The sequence below is a fragment of the Gilliamella sp. X-46 genome (assembly GCF_057063525.1).
The window spans coordinates 1-23650 of sequence record NZ_JBXSQH010000002.1 but is presented as its reverse complement, the minus strand read 5'-3'; the positions used below and the strand labels follow the sequence as shown (position 1 = coordinate 23650).

Here is a 23650-nt window from a genome sequence, read left to right as displayed (position 1 = left end):
AATCAATCCCAACCAAAAAGTTGTCAGGAAAGGCATTGATTTTATTGAAGTTTTTATTTGGTGTTTTTTGTTTAAAAACCACCACCAAATCCACCTTTTACCCCATTGAAACGACTCGATCAAACAACGGATTATCCGTCAAACGATGCGTAACCATCAACAGAGTTTTACCTCTACAAGTTTGTTTAATTAATTGAATAATTTGTTGTTCGGTTTGCTGGTCAAGGCTTTCTGTTGGTTCGTCCATTAAAATTAATGGTGAATTGTGGAGCAATGCTCTTGCTATGCCAATACGGCGGATTTCGCCTCCTGATAGTGAGCGCCCGCCTTGCCCAAGCGGTAACTCTAGCCCGTGCTCAGTACTGAGTAGTTTGTCGAGCTCGACTTGATGTAATACTGTTGTGAGTTGCTCGTCGGTTGCTTGTTCATTACCAATTAATAAATTTTGCCGTAGGCTATCACTAAAAATAGTAATCACTTGCGGGACAACGGCGATCGCTTGGCGAAGTGTAGGTTCATCAAGTTGATTGATTGGCGTGTCGTTAATAAAAATCTTTCCTGAATTGGGGTCCCAACAGCGGTTGATCAAACTTAATAAAGTCGATTTACCGCAACCTGTTTGGCCAATTAGGCCAATGTGTTCGCCAGCTTTGACTGTTAGGGAAAAATCGGTCAATACTGCAAAAGGTTGATTTGGATAGCTAAAATTGATGTTATTTAACTGTAAGTTAGCCGATTTTAAGTCAATAATTTGTCCTTGTGCTTTAAATTGTACATCAGGCTTTTGATTAAAAATAGCGGTAGTGCGAGTAGCCGATGTAAGTACTTGCCCTAAAAAGATAAATGCACCGGGTATAGGCATGAGTATTTCAGCACTGGCAAGGCTGACAAAGACAAATAACGCGACTAAAGGCGATAGCGTGTATTGTGTGATTAGCCATAGCACTAATAATGTTAAAAAACCTGCAATTAGCAAGACAAGCGCACTTGATAGTGCCATTAATGTCGATTGGCGTTGTTGATTGTAAAGCCAATTTGATTCGAGTTCATCCAGTTTTGCGCGATAGCGTGATTGTGCATTAAATAGGGTGAGTTCGGCTTGTCCTTGTAGGTAGTTGATTAATTGTAATCGATATTCGTTTTGTTGTTGTGCCAGTGTTGTTCCTAGTTGTTTGCCAGCTTGATAAAAGATGACCGGTACTACAAGTAAGGTAGAAGTTAGAATAATGCTGATGATTAATGCAATCGGTAAGTTGATACTTGCTAACCCAATAAATAACACGCCAATAGTTACAAGTGCAGTGACAATAGGCGAAAACAGCTTTAGATATAAGTGATCAAGCGCATCAATATCGACAATAAAGCGATTAAGCAAGTCGGCTTTTTGGTATTGGGCCAGTTGGTTGGTGCTAAGTGGTAGTATTTTTTTAAACGCTAGGGTTCTTAAATAAGCAAGTAGTTTAAAGGTGGTATTGTGATCAACCAAGCGCTCCATGTAACGCGCAGCGGTTCGTGTTATTGCCGCTGCGCGCACGCCTGCTGCAGGTAACATATAGTTAAATGTATATAACCCTGCTGCACCAGCCACAGCAGTAGACGCTAAAAACCACCCTGATAATGATAGTAAAAATACACTGGCAAATAGGGTTAAGATGGATAGCGATAATCCCAACATAATCTGCCAAAAATAGTGTTTATAGAGTGCAATATATGGGCGTAATGTGGTTAGCATGAACTCTCCTTGTTATGGCAGTATAGTTCCCCTTTTGATAGTTGCCATATTTGGTCAAAATGTTGCATATCGTCATTTTGATGGGTGATGGTGATGCTATTGGTTGCAATATTTTGTTGATCTAAGTTTTGTATGGTTTGTTTGTCTAAACTTGCTGTTGGTTCATCAAGGATGAGTAATTGGCAAGGTTTTAACATGGCACGAGCTAATGCGATTCGCTGGGCTTGTCCTACTGATAATCTGACGGCATCTTCACCAACAGGGGTATCTAAACCCGCGGGTAATTTGGCGATAACTTCGGTCAATTGTGCTTGACGTATGACGGTTTGAAGTTCTTGCTGTGTGGCATTTTGTTTGCCAAGTAAAATGTTGTCGCGCACTGAGCCATTAATTAAGTACGGGTTTTGTCCGATCCAACTAATTTGTTGTTGCCATGTTTTGATATCTATCTGGTTGAATTCGATACCGTTAATTTTGAGCGAGCCTTGGTAAGGTAAAAAACCCAGTAACACTTGCATTAACGAGCTTTTTCCCTCGCCACTTGTGCCAATAAGTGCCAATTTAAAAGGGGCATGTAATGAAAATGACAACGGCCCGACAATAGGTTTTCCTTCGTTTGATATGACAATTAAGTTGTTGGCTTCAATTGTTTGTATCGCTTGATTAAATGGGGTATTGGCTGGTGTTATGTCGGTGTGTTGTTGTGGTGATTTTTGGGTTAAGAACGTTTCGATATTATCGGCTGCGGCAATGGCTTCAGCTTTGGCGTGGTAATAAGTGCCCAGATCGCGTAAGGGTTGAAAATACTCAGGAGCTAAGATGAGCGCAAAAAGACCAGCAAATAAGGTGACTGTGCCATTGTATGAGCCAAAGTTAAATTCACCTAAATACGAAAAGCCAAAATAAACCGCCACAATAGCGATCGAAATAGAAGTAAAAAACTCCAATACCGCTGAAGACAAAAACGCGACTTTTAGAACTTGCATGGTTTTAATTCGAAAATCCTCAGACGCGCGGGCGATTTCGTTGGTCTGTTTTTCGCCTTGGTTGAATAGTCGAATGGTATTAAGACCCTTTAAACGATCCAAAAAGTGGCCGCTTAAATAGGATAGGGCTTTAAAATGACGGCGGTTAATATCCGCAGCGCCCATCCCGACTAAGATCATAAAGATAGGAATGAGTGGCGCAGTGCAAAGCAAAATAGCTGCAGCAGCCCAGTTAAATGGGAAGATCGCAATACAAATTAATACTGGTGCCATACTTGCTAGTCGCATTTGTGGCAAGTAGCGGGCAAAAAAGTCATGTAATTTGTCGACTTGTTCTATCAACAAGGTGCTCCATGCACCAGTGGTGCTTTGATTTAAATAGGATGGACCATGTAATTCAAGTTGGTTAATTAATTGGCACCGAATTTGCTGGCGGACTTTTTTGCCTATGGCAAAGTTGATCTTTTCGCGTAGATAGATTAAACCAGCTCGAGCGAGTAGTACCGCAATTAATGCGCCAAAAAAAGGAAAAATATCCACAAAATGTTGTTGTTCAACAATGATTCTTTGTAAAATTATTGCAAGCAATCCTGCTTGGATAATGATTAATACCGTTAAAATAAAGCCAGTTAAAACTGAAGCTCGCAAATTAGCTTTATGCTTTTTTGCATGCTGTTTTAACCAGCCAAGTAGATAGATCTGGCGTTTTTTATCTAGTGACATAAAGATTTTTACTACTTATTTTAAGTTATCCAAATAGTGTTCAGCATCTAAAGCCGCCATACAGCCTGTACCGGCTGACGTGATTGCTTGACGATAGACATGATCCATTACATCACCAGCAGCAAAAATTCCCTCGACACTGGTTTGAGTGGCGTTGCCTTGCGTGCCTGATTGTACTTTGATATAACCACCATTTAGTTCAAGTTGACCTTCAAAGATAGTGGTATTTGGTTTGTGACCAATTGCGATAAATACGCCTAAAACAGATAATTGTTCGGTCATATTGGGATCTTGTGTACTGCGAATCCTAACGCCAGTCACGCCCATATTATCGCCTAATACTTCGTCGATAACGCGATGCGTATGTAAGATAACTTTGCCTTCCTTAATTTTTTGATCCAAACGGTCCATTAATATTTTTTCAGCTCTAAAGCTATCTCGACGGTGAATTAAATGAACTTCGCTAGCTATATTGGCTAAATACAACGTTTCTTCAACCGCGGTATTGCCACCACCCACTACGGCAACTTTTTGGTTGCGATAGAAAAAACCATCACAGGTTGCACAAGCAGATACGCCTTTGCTTTTGAATGCTTCTTCTGACGGTAAACCTAGGTATTGTGCTGATGCACCAGTTGCAATAATAAGGGCATCACAACTATATTCCGTCTCACTACCAAAAAGTTTATAAGGCTTAGAACTAAAATCAACACGATCGATCTGATCTAAAATAATTTCAGTATTGAATCTTTCGGCATGTTCTTTCATTTTGACCATTAATTCTGGTCCCGTTAAATCGGGTGCACCAGCTGGCCAGTTTTCAAGATCCGTGGTTGTTGTTAGTTGTCCACCTTGTTGCATTCCAGTAATTAACACGGGCGAAAGGTTAGCGCGTGCAGCATAAACCGCTGCAGTATAACCTGCAGGACCAGAACCGAGTATCAATAAACGTGCATGTTTGGTTTTCATTTTAAATCCTTATTTATTTTCAACTTTGCCTATTTTAGACAAAACTGGCGCAATTTATGGCAGTAAGTCTAACATTATCAATCTTTGTCGTGCAAAAAAATTGGTTATTGTAGCAATAGGTAATGACAATAGGCTTTTTTAACGTTAAATAATCGGATTATCTTTTCCTTTTCAGTTCTTTTAAAATTAATTGTGATTTTTAAAACGATATTGTTTTTTGTTTTTGCTTTATTGCATTTAAAATACGCCCCTTTGTTATTCTGAAATTCCTTTTTCTATTATTTGATAATGTAGTTTTGATTATCGATTTATTTGACATCCTAACAAAACGGGGGAGATGCTATGAATAATCCTTCAAAAGAAAGTGTAGAAGCAGTACTTACAAAAATTAATTGGGCGCAAGAGATTTTAAATTCGGTACAACAAAATGTCAGCGATCCTCAGATTGGTAATATTTTATCTGGAATTGCTTTTATTATAGACTCAGCCTCAGCCGATGCCGAAGCACTCTATCAATCAATTGAATAATAACTTTGCCTGTTTTTTTATTTATATCTACCTTCATTCGCCGTGTAGCGATTGAAGGTAGCAGGTTATTAAATCTGTTTAGTGATTATCAGTAAGATACGTCGTTAAATCAGCAAGTGGCCAACGAACATGCGCTGCTGGTTCATTGATTCGATAACCAAAAGCTAAACAAAGCCCTACACCAAATGACTCTTTACCAATTTGTGGAATATGTTTTTCTAGCATTTTTATCACTTTATCGTGGTCGAATCCACCAATAGCACATGAATCAATACCGCGAAATGCCGCAGCAGTCATCATATTGGCACAAGCGATGTAATTTTGCATTTCTGACCAGTGATTGATTGTTAAGCCATCAGCAAGCCCTTGTTCGCAAAAATTAATAAATGCTTGGCAGGCAATATCAATAGACGTTTGATTATTTGGATCGGGTAAAGTGCGCGCAATTGCTCGTCGTAAATAATCGCTCTGTAATGTAAAATTATTCGCTTTTCGATAAAGCACAATCACAAAATGTGAACAACTGGTGACTTGTTCTTGATTGTAGCAAACATTACGTAATTCTGCTTTTATTTTGCTGCTATCAACAACCACAAAATGCCATGGTTCCATGCCAAATGATGAAGGAGATTGTCGACCTGCTTCTAAAATGTATTGAATATCATCATTTGTAATTTTTTTTGTGTCATCAAATTTTTTACATGCATGTCTAAAGTCGAATGCTTGGGTTAACTTATCCATATTTTCTCCTAAGATTTGATATTCCATGGGGCAACTTTAAATAATAATAGCATACCTGGAATGGCAAGAATAAAACATAAACCAAAAAAGTTTGTCCATCCTAAATGTGAAGTTAAAACACCGGACATTGAATTTATTAGTGTTCTTGGTATAGCTGAAAAACTAGTTAATAGCGCAAATTGTGTTGCGGTAAATAATGGGCTAGTTTTTTTCGCTATAAAAGTGACTAATGCTGCTGCGCCCATTCCGACACCAATAGATTCAAAGCTAATTACAGTCGCCAATATGATAAGTTGAGTGTAATTAATCGTTAAAAAAGGTCCTTCATAAGATAAAAAAGCAAAACCTAAAATAGAAAACATTTGCACAAAACCTGATATCCATAATGAACGGTTGATGCCATATTTTGAAATAATAAAACCACCCAAAAGAGCTCCAAATAAACTTGGCCAGACCATCGCATTTTTAGCTACAGTTCCTATATGTTTCATTTCAAAATTCATATCTAAATAAAAAGGTGTTGCCAAAGATGTAGCAAGGCTATCACCAAGCTTATAAAATGAAATAAAAGCAATAATAAATAAAGTGTTACGAAATGATTGTCGATGAACGAATTCATTTATTGATTGTTTGAAAATAGATTTATCTGGATGAATTACACTGATATGTGACGGCTCTTTTAAGCTTATTGTAATGAGTAGCATTGGCACAATAAATGCGGCAGTGAATGCGAATACTTCCATCCATGATAGATAATCAGCAAGAAAAAGCGATAATCCTCCAGGAATGAATCCTGATATTCGATAAATATTAATGTGTATACTATTTCCGCTGCCAAGTTCGTTATCGCTCAAAATTTCTCTTCTATAAGCATCAATTGCGATATCTTGAGTTGCAGAAATAAAAGCAGTTAATAAGCTTAAAATAACAACTATTTCGATGTTATTTTTGGGAGTTAAAAAACCATACATAGGCATGATAATTAAGAGCCCGATCTGAGTAAAAAACAACCAACCTTTACGATATCCTAGTGAGAAAGGTGATAACTTATCTAATAATGGTGACCAGAGAAATTTACATAAGTAAGGAATTTGAGTTAATGCAAATGCGCCAATTGTTTTTATGTCTACACCGCCAATTTTTAGCCAAGCGGGAATTAATTGGACGATAAAGAAAAAAGGAAGTCCAGAGCAAAAACCTGTATAGATGCACAACAACATTTTTCTATTAAAAAAAGCATGAGCTAATACTTTATTCATTATTTAACTTTATTGGTTAGTTTTTTTACAAAGTGCTATCATAGCACACAACATTAAAAAATAATGCTACAAGCCAAGATAAACCATTACCTAAAATCATTTTTTCAAGATACCAAAAGTGATACTGAATCTATATATTTTAGTATAAAGATTAATGCCAACAACTAGTTAAAAAAATTAACTATTTACCATGAAAAGGGGTCAAGTAATATGAAAAGTTCGATTAAAGTTGCTGTTTTTAGCAGTAAACATTATGACAAAGAACATTTAGACATCGCGAATAAAAGATTTGGTTTTGATATCGAATATTATGAGCATAAATTAAGTCATAAAACAGTTGTTACTGCCCAAGGTTATAATGCGGTTTGTGCATTTGTTAATGATGAAGTAGATAAAAAAGTGCTACAAAAATTAGCAGGCTATGGCATTAAAATTTTAGCACTTCGCTGTGCAGGGTTTGATAATGTTGATTTAGCCGAAGCCGAAAAATTAGGCATTACTGTTGTTCGTGTCCCAGCTTATTCGCCTGAAGCTGTTGCAGAACATGCGGTGGCTTTGATGATGACCCTAAATAGAAGAACTCATAAAGCCTATCAACGCACCCGTGATGCTAACTTTTCGTTAGATGGTTTGACAGGATTTAACATGCACAATCGTACTGCTGGCGTGATTGGTACAGGAAAAATTGGTCAAGCAGTCATCCGTATTTTAAAAGGTTTTGGTATGCATATTCTTGCTTATGATCCTTATCCTAATGATATTGCGGTTGAATTAGGCGCGCAATATGTTGAGTTAGATGAACTATATGCAAAATCCGACGTGATTACGCTACATTGCCCAATGACACCTGAGAATTATCATTTACTGAATAAAGAGTCTTTCAAAAAAATGAAAGATGGTGTGATGATTATCAACACTAGCCGAGGGGCATTACTTGATGCAACAGCGGCTATTGATTCATTAAAACAATCCAAAATAGGCGCTTTGGGAATGGATGTTTACGAAAATGAACGAGATCTCTTTTTTGAAGACAAATCGAATGATGTTATTTTAGATGATGTGTTCCGTCGTTTATCTTCTTGCCATAATGTTATTTTTACTGGTCATCAAGCATTTTTAACGCAGGAAGCATTGTTGAATATTTCGGATACGACATTAAATAACATTAAACAAATATCAGAAGGTAAACCGTGTCCTAATATTGTTAAATAATAATAAATATCTTATGATGTTGTCGATTTTTTAATTACTTAAGATATGGGTTTTTTTATGCAGCGCATTGCCATTTTTATTAGCATAATTTTATTGCTTGCAGCTTGTAGTAGTGAGAGATCTTCAACATCTCCAATGAAAGAACATCGTGGACATACCAATGTTAAAGGTGGTGTTTATCTTGAAAAAGATCACAATCCATCCCAAACCACTAGTGCGCCATTAGCTATCGATAAAGAAAAGTTTATCGATAGAATGGTCAGTAAACATGGTTTTAATCGGCAACAGTTGCGCAATGTACTTGCACAAACCAATAAATTAGATTGGGTTATTAATTTAATGGATAAACAAGCACCAAAAGCCGGCTCATCGACAGTGCCGAATGGTGCTTGGATTCGATATAAAAATAAATTTATTACGCCGAGTAATCTTCCTCGAGGTGTTGATTTTTGGAACCAATACCAAAAAGAATTGCAGCGCGCTTATAATGAATACGGCGTGCCTCCCGAAATTATTGTCGGTATTATTGGTGTCGAAACAGGTTGGGGTAGGGTAATGGGTAAAACAAAAATTATTGATGCCCTATCAACACTGGCTTTTGACTATCCAAGACGTGCGCAATATTTTTCTGAAGAATTAGAAGATTTTTTAGTTATGTGTCGTGATGAAGGCGTTGATCCCTTTGATTTAAGTGGATCGTTTGCTGGTGCAATGGGATATGGTCAATTTATGCCGTCTGCATTTAGACGTTATGCTGTTGATTTTAACCATGATGGTCATATTGATTTATGGGATCCAGTTGATGCTATCGGTAGTGTAGCGAACTACTTTAAGTCGCACGGCTGGCAACGAGGCAAAAAAGTAGCGGTTATGGCAAATGGTCAAGCGCCGTCACTAGATACAGGCTTTAGCACAAAATACTCAATTGAAACACTAGCAAAAGCTGGATTAAAACCACAAAGCTCTTTAGATGGGCAGACACAGGTCAGTTTGTTGCGCCTTGATATGGGCGACAGCTACCAATTTTGGTATGGATTACCAAACTTTTATACTATTACCCGTTACAACCATAGCACGCATTATGCCATGGCTGTTTGGCAATTAGGGCTTGCGGTTAAAGATGCAAGATAGTTGTTTGTATTAATCTGTTAGTACTGCCTATTGGTTTTATGTTCTAGCCGGTTTTAGATAAGGTCGCAGTTGCGACCTTTTTTGTGTCTATTTATCATATTAAGAAATGATTAGCTTTATAGCCAGCAATAATAAAAAGATACCAAAAAACCTGATTAGCTTTTTAATTGATAATTTTTGCGCAATTTGCACTCCCACTTTAGCCATGGGGATACTCGTTAGCATAATAACTAATGCAGCAGGTAAATAAATAAAACCTAAACAATATTGTGGTAATTGTGGATTATTCCAACCTGCGATTATATAGCCAATGGCTCCACTAATTGCAACAGGCACAGTAAAAGCTGCCGATGTGCCAATGGCTTTACGCATATCAATGCCACATCTTTGCAAAAATGGCACGACTAATACACCACCACCCACACCGACAAGGGCGGCAAAAATACCAATTAACGTGCCGGCAAAGATAAAAATTTGATTGTTAAAGGGAACCGTTTGACTAACTGGATTTTTGTTTTTTTTGTCTATTTGTAAAATAAATTTAAAACTTACATAAATAAGAAAGATAATAAATACCCATTTTAACCAACTGCCTGGGATATAGGGAGTCATATAAGAACCACCTAACGTGCCAATCATACAGCCTAAAACCATTTTTTTTAGAATTGGCCACTGAATATTATGGTTTTTGTTGTGAATATAGCTAGATGACAAACTAGTGCCAATGATGGTGGCTAATGATGTTGCAATGGCAATATGGTTAACCCAAGGATCGCCAAGGTTAAAGTAATTTAAGGTAAAAATTAAAGACGGTACAATTAATGCTCCACCGCCAACACCAAACATACCGGCTAATAATCCAGCAGCTGCACCTATTGAAAGAAAAATAATACATTCAAGAATCATATGAGAAAAATCAGTTTGATTGTTATTTAAACGATTATACTGAGTAAGCGTCTGAGAAGCTATCTGTGACAACAATTATATTCACTATTTATGTCCAAAAAATTTTAGAAATATACGCATTTTAATATAAAAGCTTAAATGATAAAGAGATGACCACCCAATTAATATCGCCTATACTATTTTGAAATCAGGTAAATATGATTAGTTTTTTAGGTGTCAGGTGTCTTAATATGTTAGAAGATGTAATGCAAGGCGCATTAATTTCGGCAAGTTTAATTATTGCTATTGGTGCTCAAAATTTATTTGTTCTTAAGCAAGGACTATTAAAAAATCACATCTTTTTTGTAGCGGTAATCTGTTTTATTTGTGACTTTGCCTTGATGTCAGTAGGTATTTTGGGGGTGGGTTCGTTTATTAGTACTAATCTATTAATAACTCGCATTCTTGCCATTTTAGGGGCGTTTTTTTTGATCTGGTATGGATTTTCAGCTTTTAAAAGTGCCATTCAAGGCAATAGTTACATGCAAATTGAACCTCAAGATCCGCAAAATAACCGTTTACTCAAAGTGGTACTGGCAACCTTGGCTGTTACCTTGCTTAATCCTCATGTTTATTTAGATACCGTTGTTATTGTGGGTGGTATTGCTGGCACATTAACAAGTGAACAAAAATTGGCATTTTTGATTGGCGCGGTTTGTGTTTCGTTTATTTGGTTTTTTGGAATAGGTTATGGTGCAAGACTATTAACGCCACTGTTTAAACAGAAAAAGATGTGGGTCATATTGGACTTCTTGGTAGGTTGCGTGATGTTTTATATTGCTTATCGATTAGTTTTGTTTATTTTTTAGTTAATTAAAGAGCCAATTGATTTTAGTTGAAGATGATTCGTATATAAGACGTCATCAAGCTGTTATTGGCTAGTTGGTATTTAATTTCTCCAAACTATGAGAACAATATATCCATTTGTTATGATTTAAGATCTTTGATGTGTTGGATTATTTTATTCTTAATAACAACCACAATCATTATTACTAGCTTGTTTTTTCTTAGCTTGTTGTTTGGCTACAATAGCATTGACTTTTTTGGTTACAATAACTAAATTCTCTTTGGCGTCAGAATAGTTCTGTTCAGCTGCTTTAGTAAACCATTGTTTAGCTTTAAAGTAGTTCTGTTTTACTCCTGTGCCTTTGTAATAGATCGTTGCTAAGGTATATTGAGCAACCGCATCACCTTTTTTCGCTGCTTTAGTATCCCATTCAATTCCTTTTGAATAGCTTTGCTTTGTCCCTTGTCCATTATAGTACAATAAAGCTAAGCTATGTTGAGCAGCAACATTGCCTTGATTGGCTGCTTTTTCAAACCACTGCTTTGCTTGTGTATAATCGGGTTTAGCTTCTTGTTGTTCAAATCCATTTTCGACGGCTTTAAAATGGCGTCTTTTAGTATATGAGCCGTCAGCATACATAAGACCTAAATGATATTGTGCTTCAGCATCATTTTGTTTGGTTGCTTTTTGATATTCCTCATTAAAATCAAATAAAGGTTGTTGCTCAGCATAAGTAGCAGTGCTAAAACACAAAACTAGTAATAATTTAGCAAGAAACTTCAGCATAAAGATTCCTTTAAAAAAATAAATAACTTACTTATTTTATCGTATTTATTTTTTTAGTATAGATTATTTAAATTTGTTCAGGACAAATTTGTCGAACGCTGGCGTTCTCATCGCTTTTTTTGTTTTTAATTAGATTGATTTGATTGACTTAGGATTTATGTAGTTAAATGGTGGGTCGTGAGCGATTATTCGGCACGTCGTGTGCCTCACCCCTTCGGGGCCAACACTGCGTGTTGTTCAAATTTGTTCCAGACAAATTTGTCGAACGCTAGCGTTCTCATCGCTTTTCTTGTTTTTAATTAGATTGATTTGATTTACTTAGAATTTGTGTAATTAAATGGTGGGTCGTGAGCGATTCGAACGCTCGACCAACGGATTAAAAGTCCGCTGCTCTACCGACTGAGCTAACGACCCATCTAGAGATGGTGGGTGATACCGGGTTCGAACCAGTGACCCCCTCCTTGTAAGGGAGGTGCTCTCCCAACTGAGCTAATCACCCCAAGTGTTTTATTACTAAAACGTCACGGTAAAGATTGGTGGGTGATACCGGGTTCGAACCAGTGACCCCCTCCTTGTAAGGGAGGTGCTCTCCCAACTGAGCTAATCACCCTTACCGTGTGGGTGTGCATTATAAGGCACGGCTTATTTCAGTCAACCTTTTTTTTTAAATTTCTCTAAAATCGACTTCGTTCGGTTTAATTTTAAACATTTTTTGGGTGATAGTTCGCAAAAATCACTTTTGTTTATTTTTATTTAGTCAAGTGGCATTATGATTAAGTGATTAGGTTATCAAAATAAAAAGTTAATCAATCATGGTTTTTAATAAAAAACGCGTTATTATTTATGTTGAACCTACCATTTTACGCTATAAGGCAGTAGGCATCACTAAGCAAAACACTGCATTGACCATTAATGATGACCTAATTGCATTTAATTATCAAAATGCCGCAGATATTGAATTTTTCATTGGTGAGTTACAAAAAAAATTTACTAGGCGCACACAATACGAACTTAATTTAGATATCAACTTAATTCAAACGCAACAACTAGCCTTACCCGATGTAAAGCTAAAATTAAGTGAATTGATTTTATATGTTGAAGCTAACATTTATAAATTATTTCAATTGCCTGCTAAAAAGGTACTTTTTGACTTTGTTTATCCAACTAAACAAAACAAACATGTTACCGTGATGATCGTTGAACGCGATTATATTGAAAGTTGGATTAATCTTTTTAAAAAGCATGAACTATTATTAACATTTGCCGGTTATCGATTCGATAATTCCAAAATTAATTTTTTACCATGGCGTCAAGAAAAGCAAACAAAGCACCAGCGACAATTAACCTACGTGGTTGCTAGTTTAATTGGCATAATTAGTTGTTTGCTCTGTTATCTTTGGATTCAAGCCCGAAATGAGCTACAACATTACGACCAAAAATTGTTAGAACAGCAAGAGGTAGTGCAAAAGCTCACTGCTGAATTATCTCATTATTTACCTAACCCATCATTAAGCCACAAACAGATTCAAGATGTTTTATTGTTACTTTCGGCGCAGTTACCGTCTGTCATTTGGATAGACTCTTTTTATTATGAACAACAAAAAATCAGGATCGACGGACAAAGCTTTAGTTATGTTGAATTGACTAAGTTTAATCAAAATCTGTTAACGCTAAAAAATATCAGTAACAGCCAAATAAATAGCGTCTCATCTAATAAAACCAGCTTAGTTTTTGAAATGGAAATGCGTTTAAATGAACAGTGATTTTTTTTATCGCCCTATTTGGCAACAATATTTGGTGTCTGTTTTATGCTGTTTAGCGGTTTCTGTGATGATTTATCTATTTTTTATTCACGATATTGAGCAACAAGCAAAATTAAAAAGCAACACATATCAGCAAAAAATCACTGAAACGGAGTTACTACAAGCAAAAGTGAAGCGTTATCAGACAAGTAAAAATAGTTTATATAGTTTAATATCAGAACAAGATCTTGCACAAATGATCGAACAACATCACCTCGTGTTGAGTTCCTTTAAGCGCTATCAAACAGCCCAAACCGTTAATTGGGATATTGAGTTAAATGGTCAATTTTTTGATTTTATGAATTTGATTGCGTCATTGATGGATGATTTTTATTTTCTTGATTTTCAAAATTTAAAAATCAGCAAACAAGATCAACAGTTACAGATCATGTTTACGTTATTGTTCAAAAAGGATAACGAATGATACGTTATATATATCAATACATCGGTTTATGCTTTTTTATCTGTTTTGACCTTAAGGCTAATGTTCCTTTAGAACGAGATCCGTTTCAACCCTATTATTCGGTTTCATGCAGTGAACAAACCGAACAATTGCTTGAGCAGATCCAAATTTGGCATTTTAGGGGGATGATGAAACAGATTGATCAACCTTATCAGCAAATTTGGTTATCATCTGATAATCAGTGGCTAGCGATAACCGATGACACAGTGCCAAACATTTTGTTTCCTTGGCATATGCAATCTTTACTTAACGACAAAATTATTTGGCAAGCCGATTTACCTAATTATTGCCATCAGACTGTATCATGGACAATGCCTCTCAATGAATAACAACAATATCCAAAAACAACGGCTAAACCACTATATTAGCCGATTTACTCAAGCCAAAATCAATTTGGCAAACGCAATTATTTCTATTTTTTTTATGATTGGTATAAATGCTAGTCATGCCAATATTGATCAATCATTAAATGTAGAACAGCAAAACAATATCTCAATGACATTTTACCAAACGGATATTGCCATTATCCTACAGGCATTAGCCGACAGTCAGCAAATGAATTTAGTCATGTCAGAAGATGTAGCAATCAAGCAGACCATTAAACTTAACAATGTTAATTGGCATAAAGCGTTAAAAATTGTATTAAACTCAGCAAATTTACAAGCTGAAATTGATGATAATATTCTGTTCGTATCCAAAGCGCCCGATCCAGATATTTTAATGCAAAAACAACAATTAGCGCAAAAAGAACAAGAACTCAACCAACCGCTTAATTCGTTATCAATAGCTATTAATCATGCTGATCCAACTACCTTAATCGAAACAATTCAACAGCAAGGGCTATTATCAGAAAGGGGAAAGGTCACACACGATAAACGGACTAACTCGCTCATTGTCACCGATCTAACCAAACAATTTAACCAGATCGAAAAATTAATCAAAGCACTGGATAAACCCATGCCTCAAGTCCATATATCAGCGCATATTGTCACCATGAGTGATGAAAGTATGTCAGCGCTCGGTATTAAATGGGGGTACACCGGCAAGTCATCACAATTATTCGATAAGTTCGATGTTGGCCTTGGTGTGGCACATCCTACTACCTCGGTGGGGTTTAATTTAGCAAAACTATCGGGCAGTTTGCTTAATTTAGAACTATCAGCACTTGAATCTGAAAATCAACTTGAAATCATCGCTAGTCCTAATTTACTTACCGCTAATCAAAACATGGCTTCAATAAAACAAGGTACCGAAATTCCTTACGAGGTATCTAGTGGTAGCAATGGGGCGACATCAATTGAATTTAAGCCCGCGGTATTGGGGCTAGAAGTGACGCCCAAAATAGTGTCTGATGATCGTATGATTTTAGATTTATATATTACACAAAATACGGCAGGGCGCTCAATAAAACGTAGCGATGGTGGTGAAGCGTTAGCGATTGATACCCAAGAAATCAAAACACAAGTGCAAATAAAAAATGGCGAAACTGTCGTCTTAGGGGGGATCTTTCAACAAGTTAATACTAACAATAACCGCAAAGTTCCTGGTGCTGGTGATATGCCTGTTATTGGCAATTTGTTTAAACACAACAGCAAAAAACAACAAAAACGCGAGTTAGTTATTTTTATTACGCCACAATTGGTTGAGTAAATGTTAACGGAGTTGTATCATACTTTAACTTGTTTTAGCCTTTGCTTTGATATGTAATTATTGTTCAAAGTATATTATTTTTAGCCATTATTATTACAATTTATTATAAAAGTAGAGAATATTATGCATGTTGTTGCTTCCGATTTAGATGGGACTTTATTAACTCCTGAACATAGCTTATCACCTTATACCAAACAAGTTCTTCAAGCATTACGCAAAAAAGACATTCATTTTGTTTTTGCAACAGGAAGGCACCATATTGATGTCGCCCAAATGCGCGAAAATATGGAAATTGATGCTTTTATGATAACTTCAAATGGGGCAAGAGTGCATGATAGCCAAGGTAATTTAGTCTTTAGCCAAAGTATTATTCCATCGCTTGCTAGTGAAATTGCCCAAATGAGTATGGATGACCCATTAATTTATACACATGTATATCGTGGTGATGATTGGTTAATTAATAAAGAAGATACATTTTCATTAGAATTTTTTCGAGATACACAGTTCACTTATCAATTATTTAATCCACTTGATTTTTCAACCGATGATATTGCTAAAATTTATTTTACGACGACCGATGATGCACTTTACCCACACCTTGTTCAGTTAAAAAATCGATTAGAGGCAAAATTTGGCAATAAAATTAGTGTTGCTTTTTCAACATTAAACTGCCTTGAAGTCATGGCCGAAAACGTCTCTAAAGGTAGTGCATTAAAAAAAGTGGTTGAAAAATTGGGTTACAGTTTAAAAGACAGCATTGCTTTTGGTGACGGCATGAATGACTACGAAATGTTAAAAGCCGCCGGTAAAGGATGTATAATGGAAAACGGTAGCTCTGAATTAAAGGCATTATTGCCAGAATTAGAGGTTATCGGCTCAAATGCACAAGATGCCGTGCCTCATTACCTAAGTAAACTATTTTTATAATTATCAAATAGACTAAAATGAATATAACTATCGACAAAGAACTCAATACGCTTGGATTGCGTTGTCCTGAACCGATTATGTTAATAAGAAAAGCCATTCGAGAACTTGCCATAGGGCAAGTTCTTCATGTTATTGCTGATGACTTTGCCACAACTCGTGATGTACCTAGCTTTTGTCGCCATATGGATCACGAATTACTCTCATCGCAAATGGAATCTGAACCATACCAATACTGGATTAAAAAATCGCATTAGTGAAAAGGCTTTTTCAGACAAATTTTTAATAAAATATGGGGTTGCATCAATTTAATTCAATTTGTTTTAGATAATAACGTAATGTTCGCCAGTCATGAGGCTGAAAGTTATCAATCATTAACCAAAGTGTACCATGTTTACCATCGTGTCGAGATTTTAGATTTAAAATAACAACATAACGGAATATCAATGGTTTATGCATCAAATACCAGCGCTGTTTGTGCCAATATAGTTGATTGATATAGTGAAATAACGCAAATTCGCCTTTAATTGTTTGCAAATAGTATAGACAGCGCCACCATTCTATTATCAATAATGGAATGATAATAAAGGTATAACAATTTAAAGTCGTATCAGCAAACAAAACGCAACAAAGTATTATTAGCACTGAATAAAAAAGCGTTGCAATGCATAATTGTTGCTTTGATATGCTAAGTTGTGTGCTCCACATAATGCTTGCTCTACTAAGTTAAAATAGAATTATTTCATGATCCTGATAAAAATTGCTTAAAATAAAACAAAAGATGGGAGATAATGCCCACAATTTTGTGTGATTTAATCAATGAGAGATCAAACATTCGCATTTTTTGAAATGCCAAAATGAAGATCCTTACCTAAAGGTTGATGAATATTGGCGCAGAAAATTCTGATGCCACTATTTTGCCTTAAAATGAATATAGGAAAGATTTGTGATATTTGTTAGAGTTTTGAAATTGCTTCTAAAATTATTCATCGGTTTATTTCTTTGTGCTTTAGTTATTGGCATTGCTGGTTATGCTTATTATTCAAAGGAACTTCCCGACGTTGCAACATTAAAAGATATTCGCTTACAAACACCAATGCAAGTGCTAAGCAAAGACGGTGAATTAATTGCTATTTTTGGTGAACGACGCAGAACACCATTAAAATATAACGAAATCCCTCCAATGGTGGTTAACGCAGTTATTGCAACAGAAGATGCCCGTTTTTACGAACATTTTGGTATTGACCCGATTGGTATTGTTCGAGCGATGTATATTGGTTTGAAGCATAAAGGATTTTCTCAAGGCGGTAGTACCATTACTCAACAAGTCGCGAAAAACTTCTTCCTAACGCCTGAAAAGAGCATCGCACGTAAAGCCAAAGAAATCATCCTTGCTATCCGCATGGAAAAAGAGCTATCAAAAGAAGAAATCATGGCTTTATACCTTAACATGATCAACTTTGGCTCAAGAGCATATGGCGTTGCTGCAGCATCTTACACATTTTTTGGCAAAACCCCAGATCAATTAACCATTGACGAAGCAGCCTTATTAGCAGGTTTACCTAATGCACCATCGGCATATAATCCAATTGCTCACCCAGATCGTGCACTAACTAGACGTAATTGGGTTTTAGGACGTATGTTAGATCAATCCTATATTACCCAAGCACAATATAATGAAGCCATTAAAAAACCGCTTAGCGCAAGTTATCACTCGCCACAAATCGAATTTTCAGCGCCTTATGTTGCCGAAATGGCGCGTCAATTTATGTATGATAAATTTGGCGAAAATGCTTACACCGACGGCTACAAAGTCTACACGACTATCTCAAAAACTGACCAAATAGCGGCGACAGAAGCGGTTCAAAAAAATATTATCGATTATGACATCAGACATGGCTACCGTGGTCCTGAAAAAGTCCTATGGCAACCGAATGAAACGGCATGGGATCCTGAAAAGATCCAACAAACACTTAACAAATATATATGCTATAGCGGCATGTGCCCAGCGGTGATCATGGCCGTATCAGATAAAGAAGCCACCGCTGTATTAACCGATAAAAGTAATATTACTATTAGCTACCAAGATATGAAATGGGCACGTCCATTTATTAGTGACTCACGACAAGGCGCATTCCCGAAAAAAGTGTCGGATACTCTCAAAGTAGGGCAGCTTATTTGGGTTAAAAAATCGGACGACAACTGGGGACTCGCACAAATTCCAGCGGTTAATGCTGCACTTGTATCACTTGATTCCGACAATGGTGCAATCAAAGCCATTGTTGGGGGGTACGATTTTAACTTAAGCAAATTTAATCGCGCTACACAAGCCTTAAGGCAATTAGGCTCGAACATAAAGCCATTTATTTATACCGCCACTTTAGAGCAAGGTTTGACAATGGCGACACTACTCAATGACGCACCTATTGTCCGCTCAACGGGTAGTGAAACATGGCGCCCCAAAAATTCACCGCCAACTTATGCGGGGCCATTACGGTTAAGAATCGGCCTTGGAATGTCTAAAAATGTAATGATGGTCAGGGCATTGCGCGCTATAGGGATCGATTATGCAGCAGAGTATTTAGAGCGTTTTGGCTTCCCTAAAGAAAACATCTCGCATAACGAGTCATTAGCGTTAGGTTCGGCATCGTTTACACCACTACAAGTTGCAAGAGCTTATTCTGTTATCACTAATGGCGGTTACCTAATTACGCCATATTTGATTGAAAAGATAGAATACAACAATGGTGCAGGCACCATATATCAACATCAACCTGTGATTGCTTGTCACGACTGTCATGACGATATCGGCACAGCGGGTACTAAATCTGTGGCATTAGACAGTGTCGAAAATGAATCAAACGAATCAGATAGCGAAGAGCCAGAACAAGCTAACCTTAAAGCTGACGACAATTTAGTATTACCTGACATCAATCCAGACGAAAAAAATACAGATACCACACCAAAATATGCCCCACACACAGTCGATAGTGGCATTGCGTATATCATGAAAGATGGACTTCGATCTATCGTATTTGGAGGCTCAGATTGGCAAGGAACTGCATGGCGCGTAAAAGCACTAGGCCGAAAAGACGTTGGCGGTAAAACAGGTACCACTAACTCGTCTAAAGACGTTTGGTTTTCTGGATTTGGTGGTAATATTGTTACCACTGTTTGGATGGGGTTTGATGACCACCGACGTGATTTAGGCCGAACATTCCGAGCCGAAGCCGGTGCCGTAACGGCAAACCCAGTATGGGTCGATTATATGAAAGTTGCCCTAAAAGATGTTCCCGTAAAAGAAGATGTCAAACCTGAAAATGTTATTTCGGTCACGATTGATCAAAAAACAGGATTATTACCAAACTCAGGTTCAAAAACCATGTCAGAATATTTTATAAAGGGCACTGAGCCAACGGGTTATGCAACACAAGAAGTAGGCACCAAAGTCATCGACTCTGAAGGCAATACATCAGAACTATTCTGATAAAGGATTTAACATGAATGGTTCAATCAGAATTATTGGCGGAAAGTGGCGTGGAAGAAAATTATCGGTGCTTGACAAACAAGGACTACGTCCAACCACAGACCGCATCAAAGAAACCTTATATAACTGGTTAATGCCAGTTATCCAAGGCAGTCATTGCTTGGATTGTTTTTCTGGTAGCGGATCTCTCGGCTTTGAAGCCGCATCAAGGGGCGCTACAAGTGTCACCTTGCTGGAAAAAGACAAACAAGTTGCCCAGCTACTCAACAAAAACAAACAGTTAATTGCGAGCGATGCTATCGACATTTATCACACCGACACCCTCGCGTGGCTTAACAAACCTGCATCCAAACAGTTTGATATTGTATTTATCGATCCGCCGTTTCACCACTCCTTAGTCGCAAAAACGGTTAGCCTACTTGAACACAACAACTGGCTCAAACCATCGGCTTATATCTATATTGAAGCAGAAATCGAGCACGACCTAACAACCTATATTCCAAATAACTGGCACTTACATCGCGAAAAAACCGCCGGCCAAGTTCACAGCTACCTTTTTATACGGGAAGATAATTAATGTTCATCTTTATTGGCAAAACCTTATATTCGTTAATGTGGTTATTTTTATTATTTAACCTAATTTGCCCTTATCCAAAACCAGCCAATATTGTTGCCAATATAGGCTTAATTGCCTTTGTGGTTACCCACGGCTTACAAGCATGGTTCCTAAGCTCAACCATGACCAAGCAAGAAAAGCAACAAGACAAATTCAAAGTACTACGTCTGTTCCTATTTGGCGTTTTTGAATCACTTAGTTGGAAAGATAAAAAATAATGGCAAAAAGTGGTTGCTAGATACAAATTTTTTTGTATAATGCTCACCACTTCTTTCGAAGCACCTCAATAAGCGGGAATAGCTCAGTTGGTAGAGCACGACCTTGCCAAGGTCGGGGTCGCGAGTTCGAACCTCGTTTCCCGCTCCAAATCTTAATAACGCATTTATTCCTCATATTACAAAAACTAAATAAAGCCTAAACAAGACTTTTTCTATTTATTCGCCAAATAAAAAATAAAAACTTTAATAAAATCAATACCTTTTCTGACCGATTTTTGAGGGGGGATTAAGTCGATTTTAACCGAAAACAATCACCAAAACCATTCCCCAAAACACGCCAACAAAAGCTCAACCTTATCAACTTAACAAAACTTTACAAATATTTAACAAAAAAGCTAGCGCATTATTACTCAAGCGGTTATAATTTAAGCGCTTTAAAAGCAAGGGAAAGCTCGTCAGTCGAGCAGTCAGTTATAAAAAGTGTAAATAAAACAAAAAATTACTTGACAGGATAATCGAAATGCGTTACCATTTATGGCATCTGGCATCTGGCATCTGGCCTGCCAAACCTACGCCCAAAATCTTTTTCAATATCACCGTAGTCTAAAACAGACACAGTTCTTATTTTCATCAGCGAGGTCATTTCGCGTAGCGAAATGGACGCCGTCATCGAGGTCTTTACTGGCGATGTTCTCGGCGGGCTCTTCGGCAACTTCTTCGGCAAAATTATCGTCGATATCCAAGTGGTTATTAAGACCGCCATTAGTATTCAAGCCGCCATTATGGTTTAGAGCTTCATTGTTATTTAAATCGGCATTATTCTTTGCGCCATTGTTGTTATTGTCATATACACAGGGTTCTGTGGCATTAACGGCACATACATCAAGAGCAATTGAAGGTACTCCGCCGTATTTAACGTTCGACGGTGGTCGAACAAAGGCAATATCAACAGATAGTTTATTGTCTATTAAGTTGCAGGATGGTCAAGTCATCACGCCGTCTACTAATACATCAAGTTCAAGAAATCCAATAAGTTTGCCGTATGTTGGGAGTAATTTAAGTCATATAGATATGATAGTCCCGTCATCGGTTAGTTCAGTGAGTATAAGTGATTTAATCACTCGATATAATTATTGGCGTGATGATGATGGGGATGGACAGGGTGCTAATAGTGTTACCGCATCGGGGAGTATATCGGTATCGTTTAGGGATAAGGATGGCAATACTGTTAATCGTAACGGTGCATTGGATATATGTAATGCTCCTTATAGGGTAACTTTAAGTAGTACAGGGGGATATTTACAAACACGGTACGGGGTTCCTAATAGGACAAGTTTCAGTGGAGCTACGGTAAATTATTATATTAATCCGTATGGTGGTCATCGTGTTTGTCACGTAAGGCCGAATTTGTTGTATGGTGGCACAACTGATTATTATGATGATCCTCTCCATGCAGGCCCAGCTAACATATGGAGTCCTACTGAGGGCTTTTTAGTTCAGTCTACAAATCCATCATCTTATGACCGAAACTTTCCGACAACGGGTGCTGCTGACTTGTATTTTGATTTGCTCGTAAGTGGAGAGGTAACATGGTCTCAACCTATTACTCGTGGTAACATAAGGGCTGTTATGATTAGTGCTGTACCTAGTGAAGGATGGATTTTTCCTGATAAGAGAGGAAAAGGTGTTATACGACTTAAGTTTATCGGTCCTAGGGCTAGTAGTTCTCAGATAAGTTCAAGTAGTCCTAGTCGAATTACCGTCCCCTCTTTGCCACAGACCTTTGAGTTAGTCGGTAGGGATAGTCATGGTAATGAGGTGAAGTATGGATTTGTATTAAAGAAGTGGTTCGTCCATCGGGGTAATAAAAGCGCTAGTCGGTCTGAGCAAATATCTTGGTGTCGAAGTTTGGGTTATCGTTTGGCACAGGCAAGTGATTTAACTAACGCGATGTGTGGTGTAGATAATAATTATTTCCCATGTCGAGATAGCATAAATGGCGCCGCGCCATCCTCAGGTTTTAATGGTTACCGGCGTCACATAGGTGCTGGTTTTTTCACGGAGTGGGGCCGCATGTACGACTACGCTGATGTGGGCTTCTTCTACGGCTCCTTCTTGACAAGCGACGTATCAGGTGGAAATGTCTTCAAAATCTTTCCCAGCGGCAGTGCCTACCTCTCCCCTGGCAGCAGCTACGAATATGGCATTTGTGTCACACCTTAGTTTTTAGCATTTAGTCCTTAATCCTTGGGCCGCGGGGGTGGTTATGGTGCCTGAGAGGACAATCTAACAAAGAATAACGCCCCCGCGTCAGTTGGGGCGTTTTCCCTTAGGGTTGCGCTGTGGCGGTTTAAGTTTGTGGTCTATTTATAGTACGGCAAGGTTTCGGACGTTTTGACCTTTGGTGAACAAAATAGCCACAGTGACCACGTCCGAGTTAGGGAATTAAAGCGATGAACTGCCCCCCAAAAGTTGGATTGTTTAAATCTACTTTTGGGAATAAAATTATGGCAAAAAAATATACATTCGATTTTAAAAAACAAGTTATTGAACATTATTTCAATAGTAATGATGGTTATGGTTTAACCGCCCGACGCTTCCAAATGCCTGCTAATACAGTTGAATGTTGGGTAAATTTATATAGAAGAAAAGGCATTGAAGGACTAAAACCCGTCACAAAACCAAGGTGTT

23 protein-coding genes and 4 tRNA genes are annotated in these 23650 nt (G+C 37.4%); 16 read left to right on the top strand and 11 right to left on the bottom strand.

What is annotated here, in order from left to right; genetic code table 11:
• Positions 1-97: 97 nt before the first annotated feature.
• From cydC to trxB, 3 genes are read right to left on the bottom strand one after another with little or no spacing between them, the layout of a single operon-like run.
• A complete protein-coding gene (cydC, locus tag ACYIAJ_RS02770; RefSeq protein WP_483564305.1) occupies positions 98-1732 on the bottom strand; it encodes a heme ABC transporter ATP-binding protein/permease CydC in 1635 nt (544 codons plus the stop codon).
• The gene (gene cydD, locus ACYIAJ_RS02765; protein ID WP_483564304.1) at positions 1726-3441 is read right to left on the bottom strand and encodes a heme ABC transporter permease/ATP-binding protein CydD; all 1716 of its coding nucleotides are present in this window, start codon (positions 3439-3441) and stop codon (positions 1726-1728) included. The genes cydC and cydD overlap by 7 nt, the downstream gene beginning before the upstream one ends.
• A gap of 15 nt (positions 3442-3456) precedes the next feature.
• Positions 3457-4410 carry a thioredoxin-disulfide reductase gene (gene trxB / locus ACYIAJ_RS02760; RefSeq protein ID WP_091346121.1) on the bottom strand — a complete coding sequence of 318 codons (954 nt, stop codon included), beginning with the start codon at positions 4408-4410 and terminating at the stop codon, positions 3457-3459.
• A gap of 342 nt (positions 4411-4752) precedes the next feature.
• Here trxB and ACYIAJ_RS02755 point away from each other — a divergent pair, with 342 nt between their 5' ends.
• Positions 4753-4938, top strand: coding sequence for a hypothetical protein (locus ACYIAJ_RS02755; RefSeq protein WP_483559493.1), 186 nt, complete (start codon positions 4753-4755; stop codon positions 4936-4938).
• Between the two features lie 78 nt (positions 4939-5016).
• On the opposite strand, the gene ACYIAJ_RS02750 is transcribed toward ACYIAJ_RS02755, so the two are convergent.
• Both ACYIAJ_RS02750 and ACYIAJ_RS02745 read right to left on the bottom strand, forming a co-directional pair.
• Positions 5017-5679, bottom strand: a complete 663-nt coding sequence (locus ACYIAJ_RS02750; RefSeq protein WP_483559491.1) for an NAD(P)H-dependent oxidoreductase — start codon at positions 5677-5679, stop codon at positions 5017-5019.
• 8 nt (positions 5680-5687) lie between these two features.
• Complete coding sequence (locus tag ACYIAJ_RS02745; RefSeq protein ID WP_483559489.1) at positions 5688-6938, bottom strand: AmpG family muropeptide MFS transporter; 1251 nt, start codon at positions 6936-6938, stop codon at positions 5688-5690.
• Positions 6939-7160: 222 nt separating this feature from the next.
• Between ACYIAJ_RS02745 and ACYIAJ_RS02740 the strand changes: the two genes are divergently transcribed.
• Together ACYIAJ_RS02740 and mltB are read left to right on the top strand one after the other, a co-directional pair.
• A complete protein-coding gene (locus ACYIAJ_RS02740) occupies positions 7161-8150 on the top strand; it encodes a 2-hydroxyacid dehydrogenase (protein WP_483564403.1) in 990 nt (329 codons plus the stop codon).
• 57 nt (positions 8151-8207) lie between these two features.
• On the top strand, positions 8208-9281 hold the full coding sequence (gene mltB, locus ACYIAJ_RS02735; protein ID WP_483564303.1) for a lytic murein transglycosylase B: 1074 nt from the start codon (positions 8208-8210) through the stop codon (positions 9279-9281).
• Positions 9282-9380: 99 nt separating this feature from the next.
• On the opposite strand, the gene ACYIAJ_RS02730 is transcribed toward mltB, so the two are convergent.
• On the bottom strand, positions 9381-10262 hold the full coding sequence (locus tag ACYIAJ_RS02730; protein ID WP_483564302.1) for a sulfite exporter TauE/SafE family protein: 882 nt from the start codon (positions 10260-10262) through the stop codon (positions 9381-9383).
• Positions 10263-10417: 155 nt separating this feature from the next.
• On the opposite strand from ACYIAJ_RS02730, the gene ACYIAJ_RS02725 reads away from it, so the two are divergent.
• Complete coding sequence (locus tag ACYIAJ_RS02725) at positions 10418-11035, top strand: LysE/ArgO family amino acid transporter (protein WP_483559485.1); 618 nt, start codon at positions 10418-10420, stop codon at positions 11033-11035.
• A 158-nt stretch (positions 11036-11193) separates the two neighbouring features.
• Here the strand turns inward: ACYIAJ_RS02725 and ACYIAJ_RS02720 are convergent, their stop codons facing one another.
• From ACYIAJ_RS02720 to ACYIAJ_RS02705, 4 genes are all read right to left on the bottom strand, one after another.
• The gene (locus ACYIAJ_RS02720; RefSeq protein ID WP_091346111.1) at positions 11194-11799 is read right to left on the bottom strand and encodes a tetratricopeptide repeat protein; all 606 of its coding nucleotides are present in this window, start codon (positions 11797-11799) and stop codon (positions 11194-11196) included.
• 338 nt (positions 11800-12137) lie between these two features.
• Positions 12138-12213: transfer RNA gene (locus ACYIAJ_RS02715), tRNA-Lys, on the bottom strand.
• 9 nt (positions 12214-12222) lie between these two features.
• Positions 12223-12298: transfer RNA gene (locus ACYIAJ_RS02710), tRNA-Val, on the bottom strand.
• A gap of 35 nt (positions 12299-12333) precedes the next feature.
• Positions 12334-12409: transfer RNA gene (locus tag ACYIAJ_RS02705), tRNA-Val, on the bottom strand.
• A gap of 202 nt (positions 12410-12611) precedes the next feature.
• On the opposite strand from ACYIAJ_RS02705, the gene ACYIAJ_RS02700 reads away from it, so the two are divergent.
• The 6 genes from ACYIAJ_RS02700 (at position 12612) to tusA (ending at position 16895) form a co-directional block, all read left to right on the top strand.
• On the top strand, positions 12612-13562 hold the full coding sequence (locus ACYIAJ_RS02700) for a PilN domain-containing protein (protein WP_483559484.1): 951 nt from the start codon (positions 12612-12614) through the stop codon (positions 13560-13562).
• On the top strand, positions 13552-14025 hold the full coding sequence (locus ACYIAJ_RS02695) for a hypothetical protein (RefSeq protein WP_483559483.1): 474 nt from the start codon (positions 13552-13554) through the stop codon (positions 14023-14025). The genes ACYIAJ_RS02700 and ACYIAJ_RS02695 overlap by 11 nt, the downstream gene beginning before the upstream one ends.
• Positions 14022-14393 carry a hypothetical protein gene (locus ACYIAJ_RS02690; RefSeq protein ID WP_483559481.1) on the top strand — a complete coding sequence of 124 codons (372 nt, stop codon included), beginning with the start codon at positions 14022-14024 and terminating at the stop codon, positions 14391-14393. Before ACYIAJ_RS02695 ends, ACYIAJ_RS02690 begins: the two co-directional genes overlap by 4 nt.
• Positions 14386-15714 carry a secretin N-terminal domain-containing protein gene (locus ACYIAJ_RS02685; RefSeq protein ID WP_483559479.1) on the top strand — a complete coding sequence of 443 codons (1329 nt, stop codon included), beginning with the start codon at positions 14386-14388 and terminating at the stop codon, positions 15712-15714. The genes ACYIAJ_RS02690 and ACYIAJ_RS02685 overlap by 8 nt, the downstream gene beginning before the upstream one ends.
• A 120-nt stretch (positions 15715-15834) precedes the next feature.
• On the top strand, positions 15835-16641 hold the full coding sequence (locus tag ACYIAJ_RS02680; protein WP_160401902.1) for a Cof-type HAD-IIB family hydrolase: 807 nt from the start codon (positions 15835-15837) through the stop codon (positions 16639-16641).
• Between the two features lie 17 nt (positions 16642-16658).
• Positions 16659-16895 (top strand): sulfurtransferase TusA, encoded by a 237-nt coding sequence (gene tusA / locus ACYIAJ_RS02675; protein ID WP_160401800.1) that lies wholly within the window; start codon positions 16659-16661, stop codon positions 16893-16895.
• 46 nt (positions 16896-16941) lie between these two features.
• On the opposite strand, the gene ACYIAJ_RS02670 is transcribed toward tusA, so the two are convergent.
• Entirely contained in the window at positions 16942-17346 is a 405-nt protein-coding gene (locus tag ACYIAJ_RS02670; RefSeq protein ID WP_160401799.1) for a protein YgfX, read from the bottom strand.
• 256 nt (positions 17347-17602) lie between these two features.
• Here ACYIAJ_RS02670 and ACYIAJ_RS02665 point away from each other — a divergent pair, with 256 nt between their 5' ends.
• The 6 genes from ACYIAJ_RS02665 to ACYIAJ_RS02640 all read left to right on the top strand — a co-directional run.
• Positions 17603-20125, top strand: coding sequence for a PBP1A family penicillin-binding protein (locus ACYIAJ_RS02665; protein ID WP_483564402.1), 2523 nt, complete (start codon positions 17603-17605; stop codon positions 20123-20125).
• A gap of 13 nt (positions 20126-20138) precedes the next feature.
• Complete coding sequence (gene rsmD / locus ACYIAJ_RS02660; RefSeq protein WP_483564301.1) at positions 20139-20702, top strand: 16S rRNA (guanine(966)-N(2))-methyltransferase RsmD; 564 nt, start codon at positions 20139-20141, stop codon at positions 20700-20702.
• A complete protein-coding gene (locus tag ACYIAJ_RS02655; protein WP_091346096.1) occupies positions 20702-20959 on the top strand; it encodes a DUF1145 domain-containing protein in 258 nt (85 codons plus the stop codon). The genes rsmD and ACYIAJ_RS02655 overlap by 1 nt, the downstream gene beginning before the upstream one ends.
• Before the next feature lie 72 nt (positions 20960-21031).
• Positions 21032-21107: transfer RNA gene (locus ACYIAJ_RS02650), tRNA-Gly, on the top strand.
• Between the two features lie 386 nt (positions 21108-21493).
• Entirely contained in the window at positions 21494-23182 is a 1689-nt protein-coding gene (locus ACYIAJ_RS02645) for a hypothetical protein (RefSeq protein WP_483564300.1), read from the top strand.
• Between the two features lie 284 nt (positions 23183-23466).
• The coding region (locus ACYIAJ_RS02640) for a transposase (protein WP_483564299.1) at positions 23467-23650 on the top strand (184 nt) is incomplete at its 3' end.

What these genes read in the sequence shown, in the direction of transcription:
- tusA (WP_160401800.1), top strand. Translation starts at nt 16,659, where the DNA reads ATGAATATAACTATCGACAAAGAACTCAATACGCTTGGATTGCGTTGT.
- cydD (WP_483564304.1), bottom strand. Translation starts at nt 3,441, where the DNA reads ATGTCACTAGATAAAAAACGCCAGATCTATCTACTTGGCTGGTTAAAA.
- ACYIAJ_RS02750 (WP_483559491.1), bottom strand. Translation starts at nt 5,679, where the DNA reads ATGGATAAGTTAACCCAAGCATTCGACTTTAGACATGCATGTAAAAAA.
- ACYIAJ_RS02755 (WP_483559493.1), top strand. Translation starts at nt 4,753, where the DNA reads ATGAATAATCCTTCAAAAGAAAGTGTAGAAGCAGTACTTACAAAAATT.
- ACYIAJ_RS02645 (WP_483564300.1), top strand. Translation starts at nt 21,494, where the DNA reads ATGGCATCTGGCATCTGGCATCTGGCCTGCCAAACCTACGCCCAAAAT.
- ACYIAJ_RS02745 (WP_483559489.1), bottom strand. Translation starts at nt 6,938, where the DNA reads ATGAATAAAGTATTAGCTCATGCTTTTTTTAATAGAAAAATGTTGTTG.
- ACYIAJ_RS02720 (WP_091346111.1), bottom strand. Translation starts at nt 11,799, where the DNA reads ATGCTGAAGTTTCTTGCTAAATTATTACTAGTTTTGTGTTTTAGCACT.
- rsmD (WP_483564301.1), top strand. Translation starts at nt 20,139, where the DNA reads ATGAATGGTTCAATCAGAATTATTGGCGGAAAGTGGCGTGGAAGAAAA.
- ACYIAJ_RS02695 (WP_483559483.1), top strand. Translation starts at nt 13,552, where the DNA reads ATGAACAGTGATTTTTTTTATCGCCCTATTTGGCAACAATATTTGGTG.
- ACYIAJ_RS02685 (WP_483559479.1), top strand. Translation starts at nt 14,386, where the DNA reads ATGAATAACAACAATATCCAAAAACAACGGCTAAACCACTATATTAGC.
- ACYIAJ_RS02670 (WP_160401799.1), bottom strand. Translation starts at nt 17,346, where the DNA reads ATGTGGAGCACACAACTTAGCATATCAAAGCAACAATTATGCATTGCA.
- ACYIAJ_RS02690 (WP_483559481.1), top strand. Translation starts at nt 14,022, where the DNA reads ATGATACGTTATATATATCAATACATCGGTTTATGCTTTTTTATCTGT.
- ACYIAJ_RS02700 (WP_483559484.1), top strand. Translation starts at nt 12,612, where the DNA reads ATGGTTTTTAATAAAAAACGCGTTATTATTTATGTTGAACCTACCATT.
- cydC (WP_483564305.1), bottom strand. Translation starts at nt 1,732, where the DNA reads ATGCTAACCACATTACGCCCATATATTGCACTCTATAAACACTATTTT.
- trxB (WP_091346121.1), bottom strand. Translation starts at nt 4,410, where the DNA reads ATGAAAACCAAACATGCACGTTTATTGATACTCGGTTCTGGTCCTGCA.
- ACYIAJ_RS02725 (WP_483559485.1), top strand. Translation starts at nt 10,418, where the DNA reads ATGTTAGAAGATGTAATGCAAGGCGCATTAATTTCGGCAAGTTTAATT.
- mltB (WP_483564303.1), top strand. Translation starts at nt 8,208, where the DNA reads ATGCAGCGCATTGCCATTTTTATTAGCATAATTTTATTGCTTGCAGCT.
- ACYIAJ_RS02655 (WP_091346096.1), top strand. Translation starts at nt 20,702, where the DNA reads ATGTTCATCTTTATTGGCAAAACCTTATATTCGTTAATGTGGTTATTT.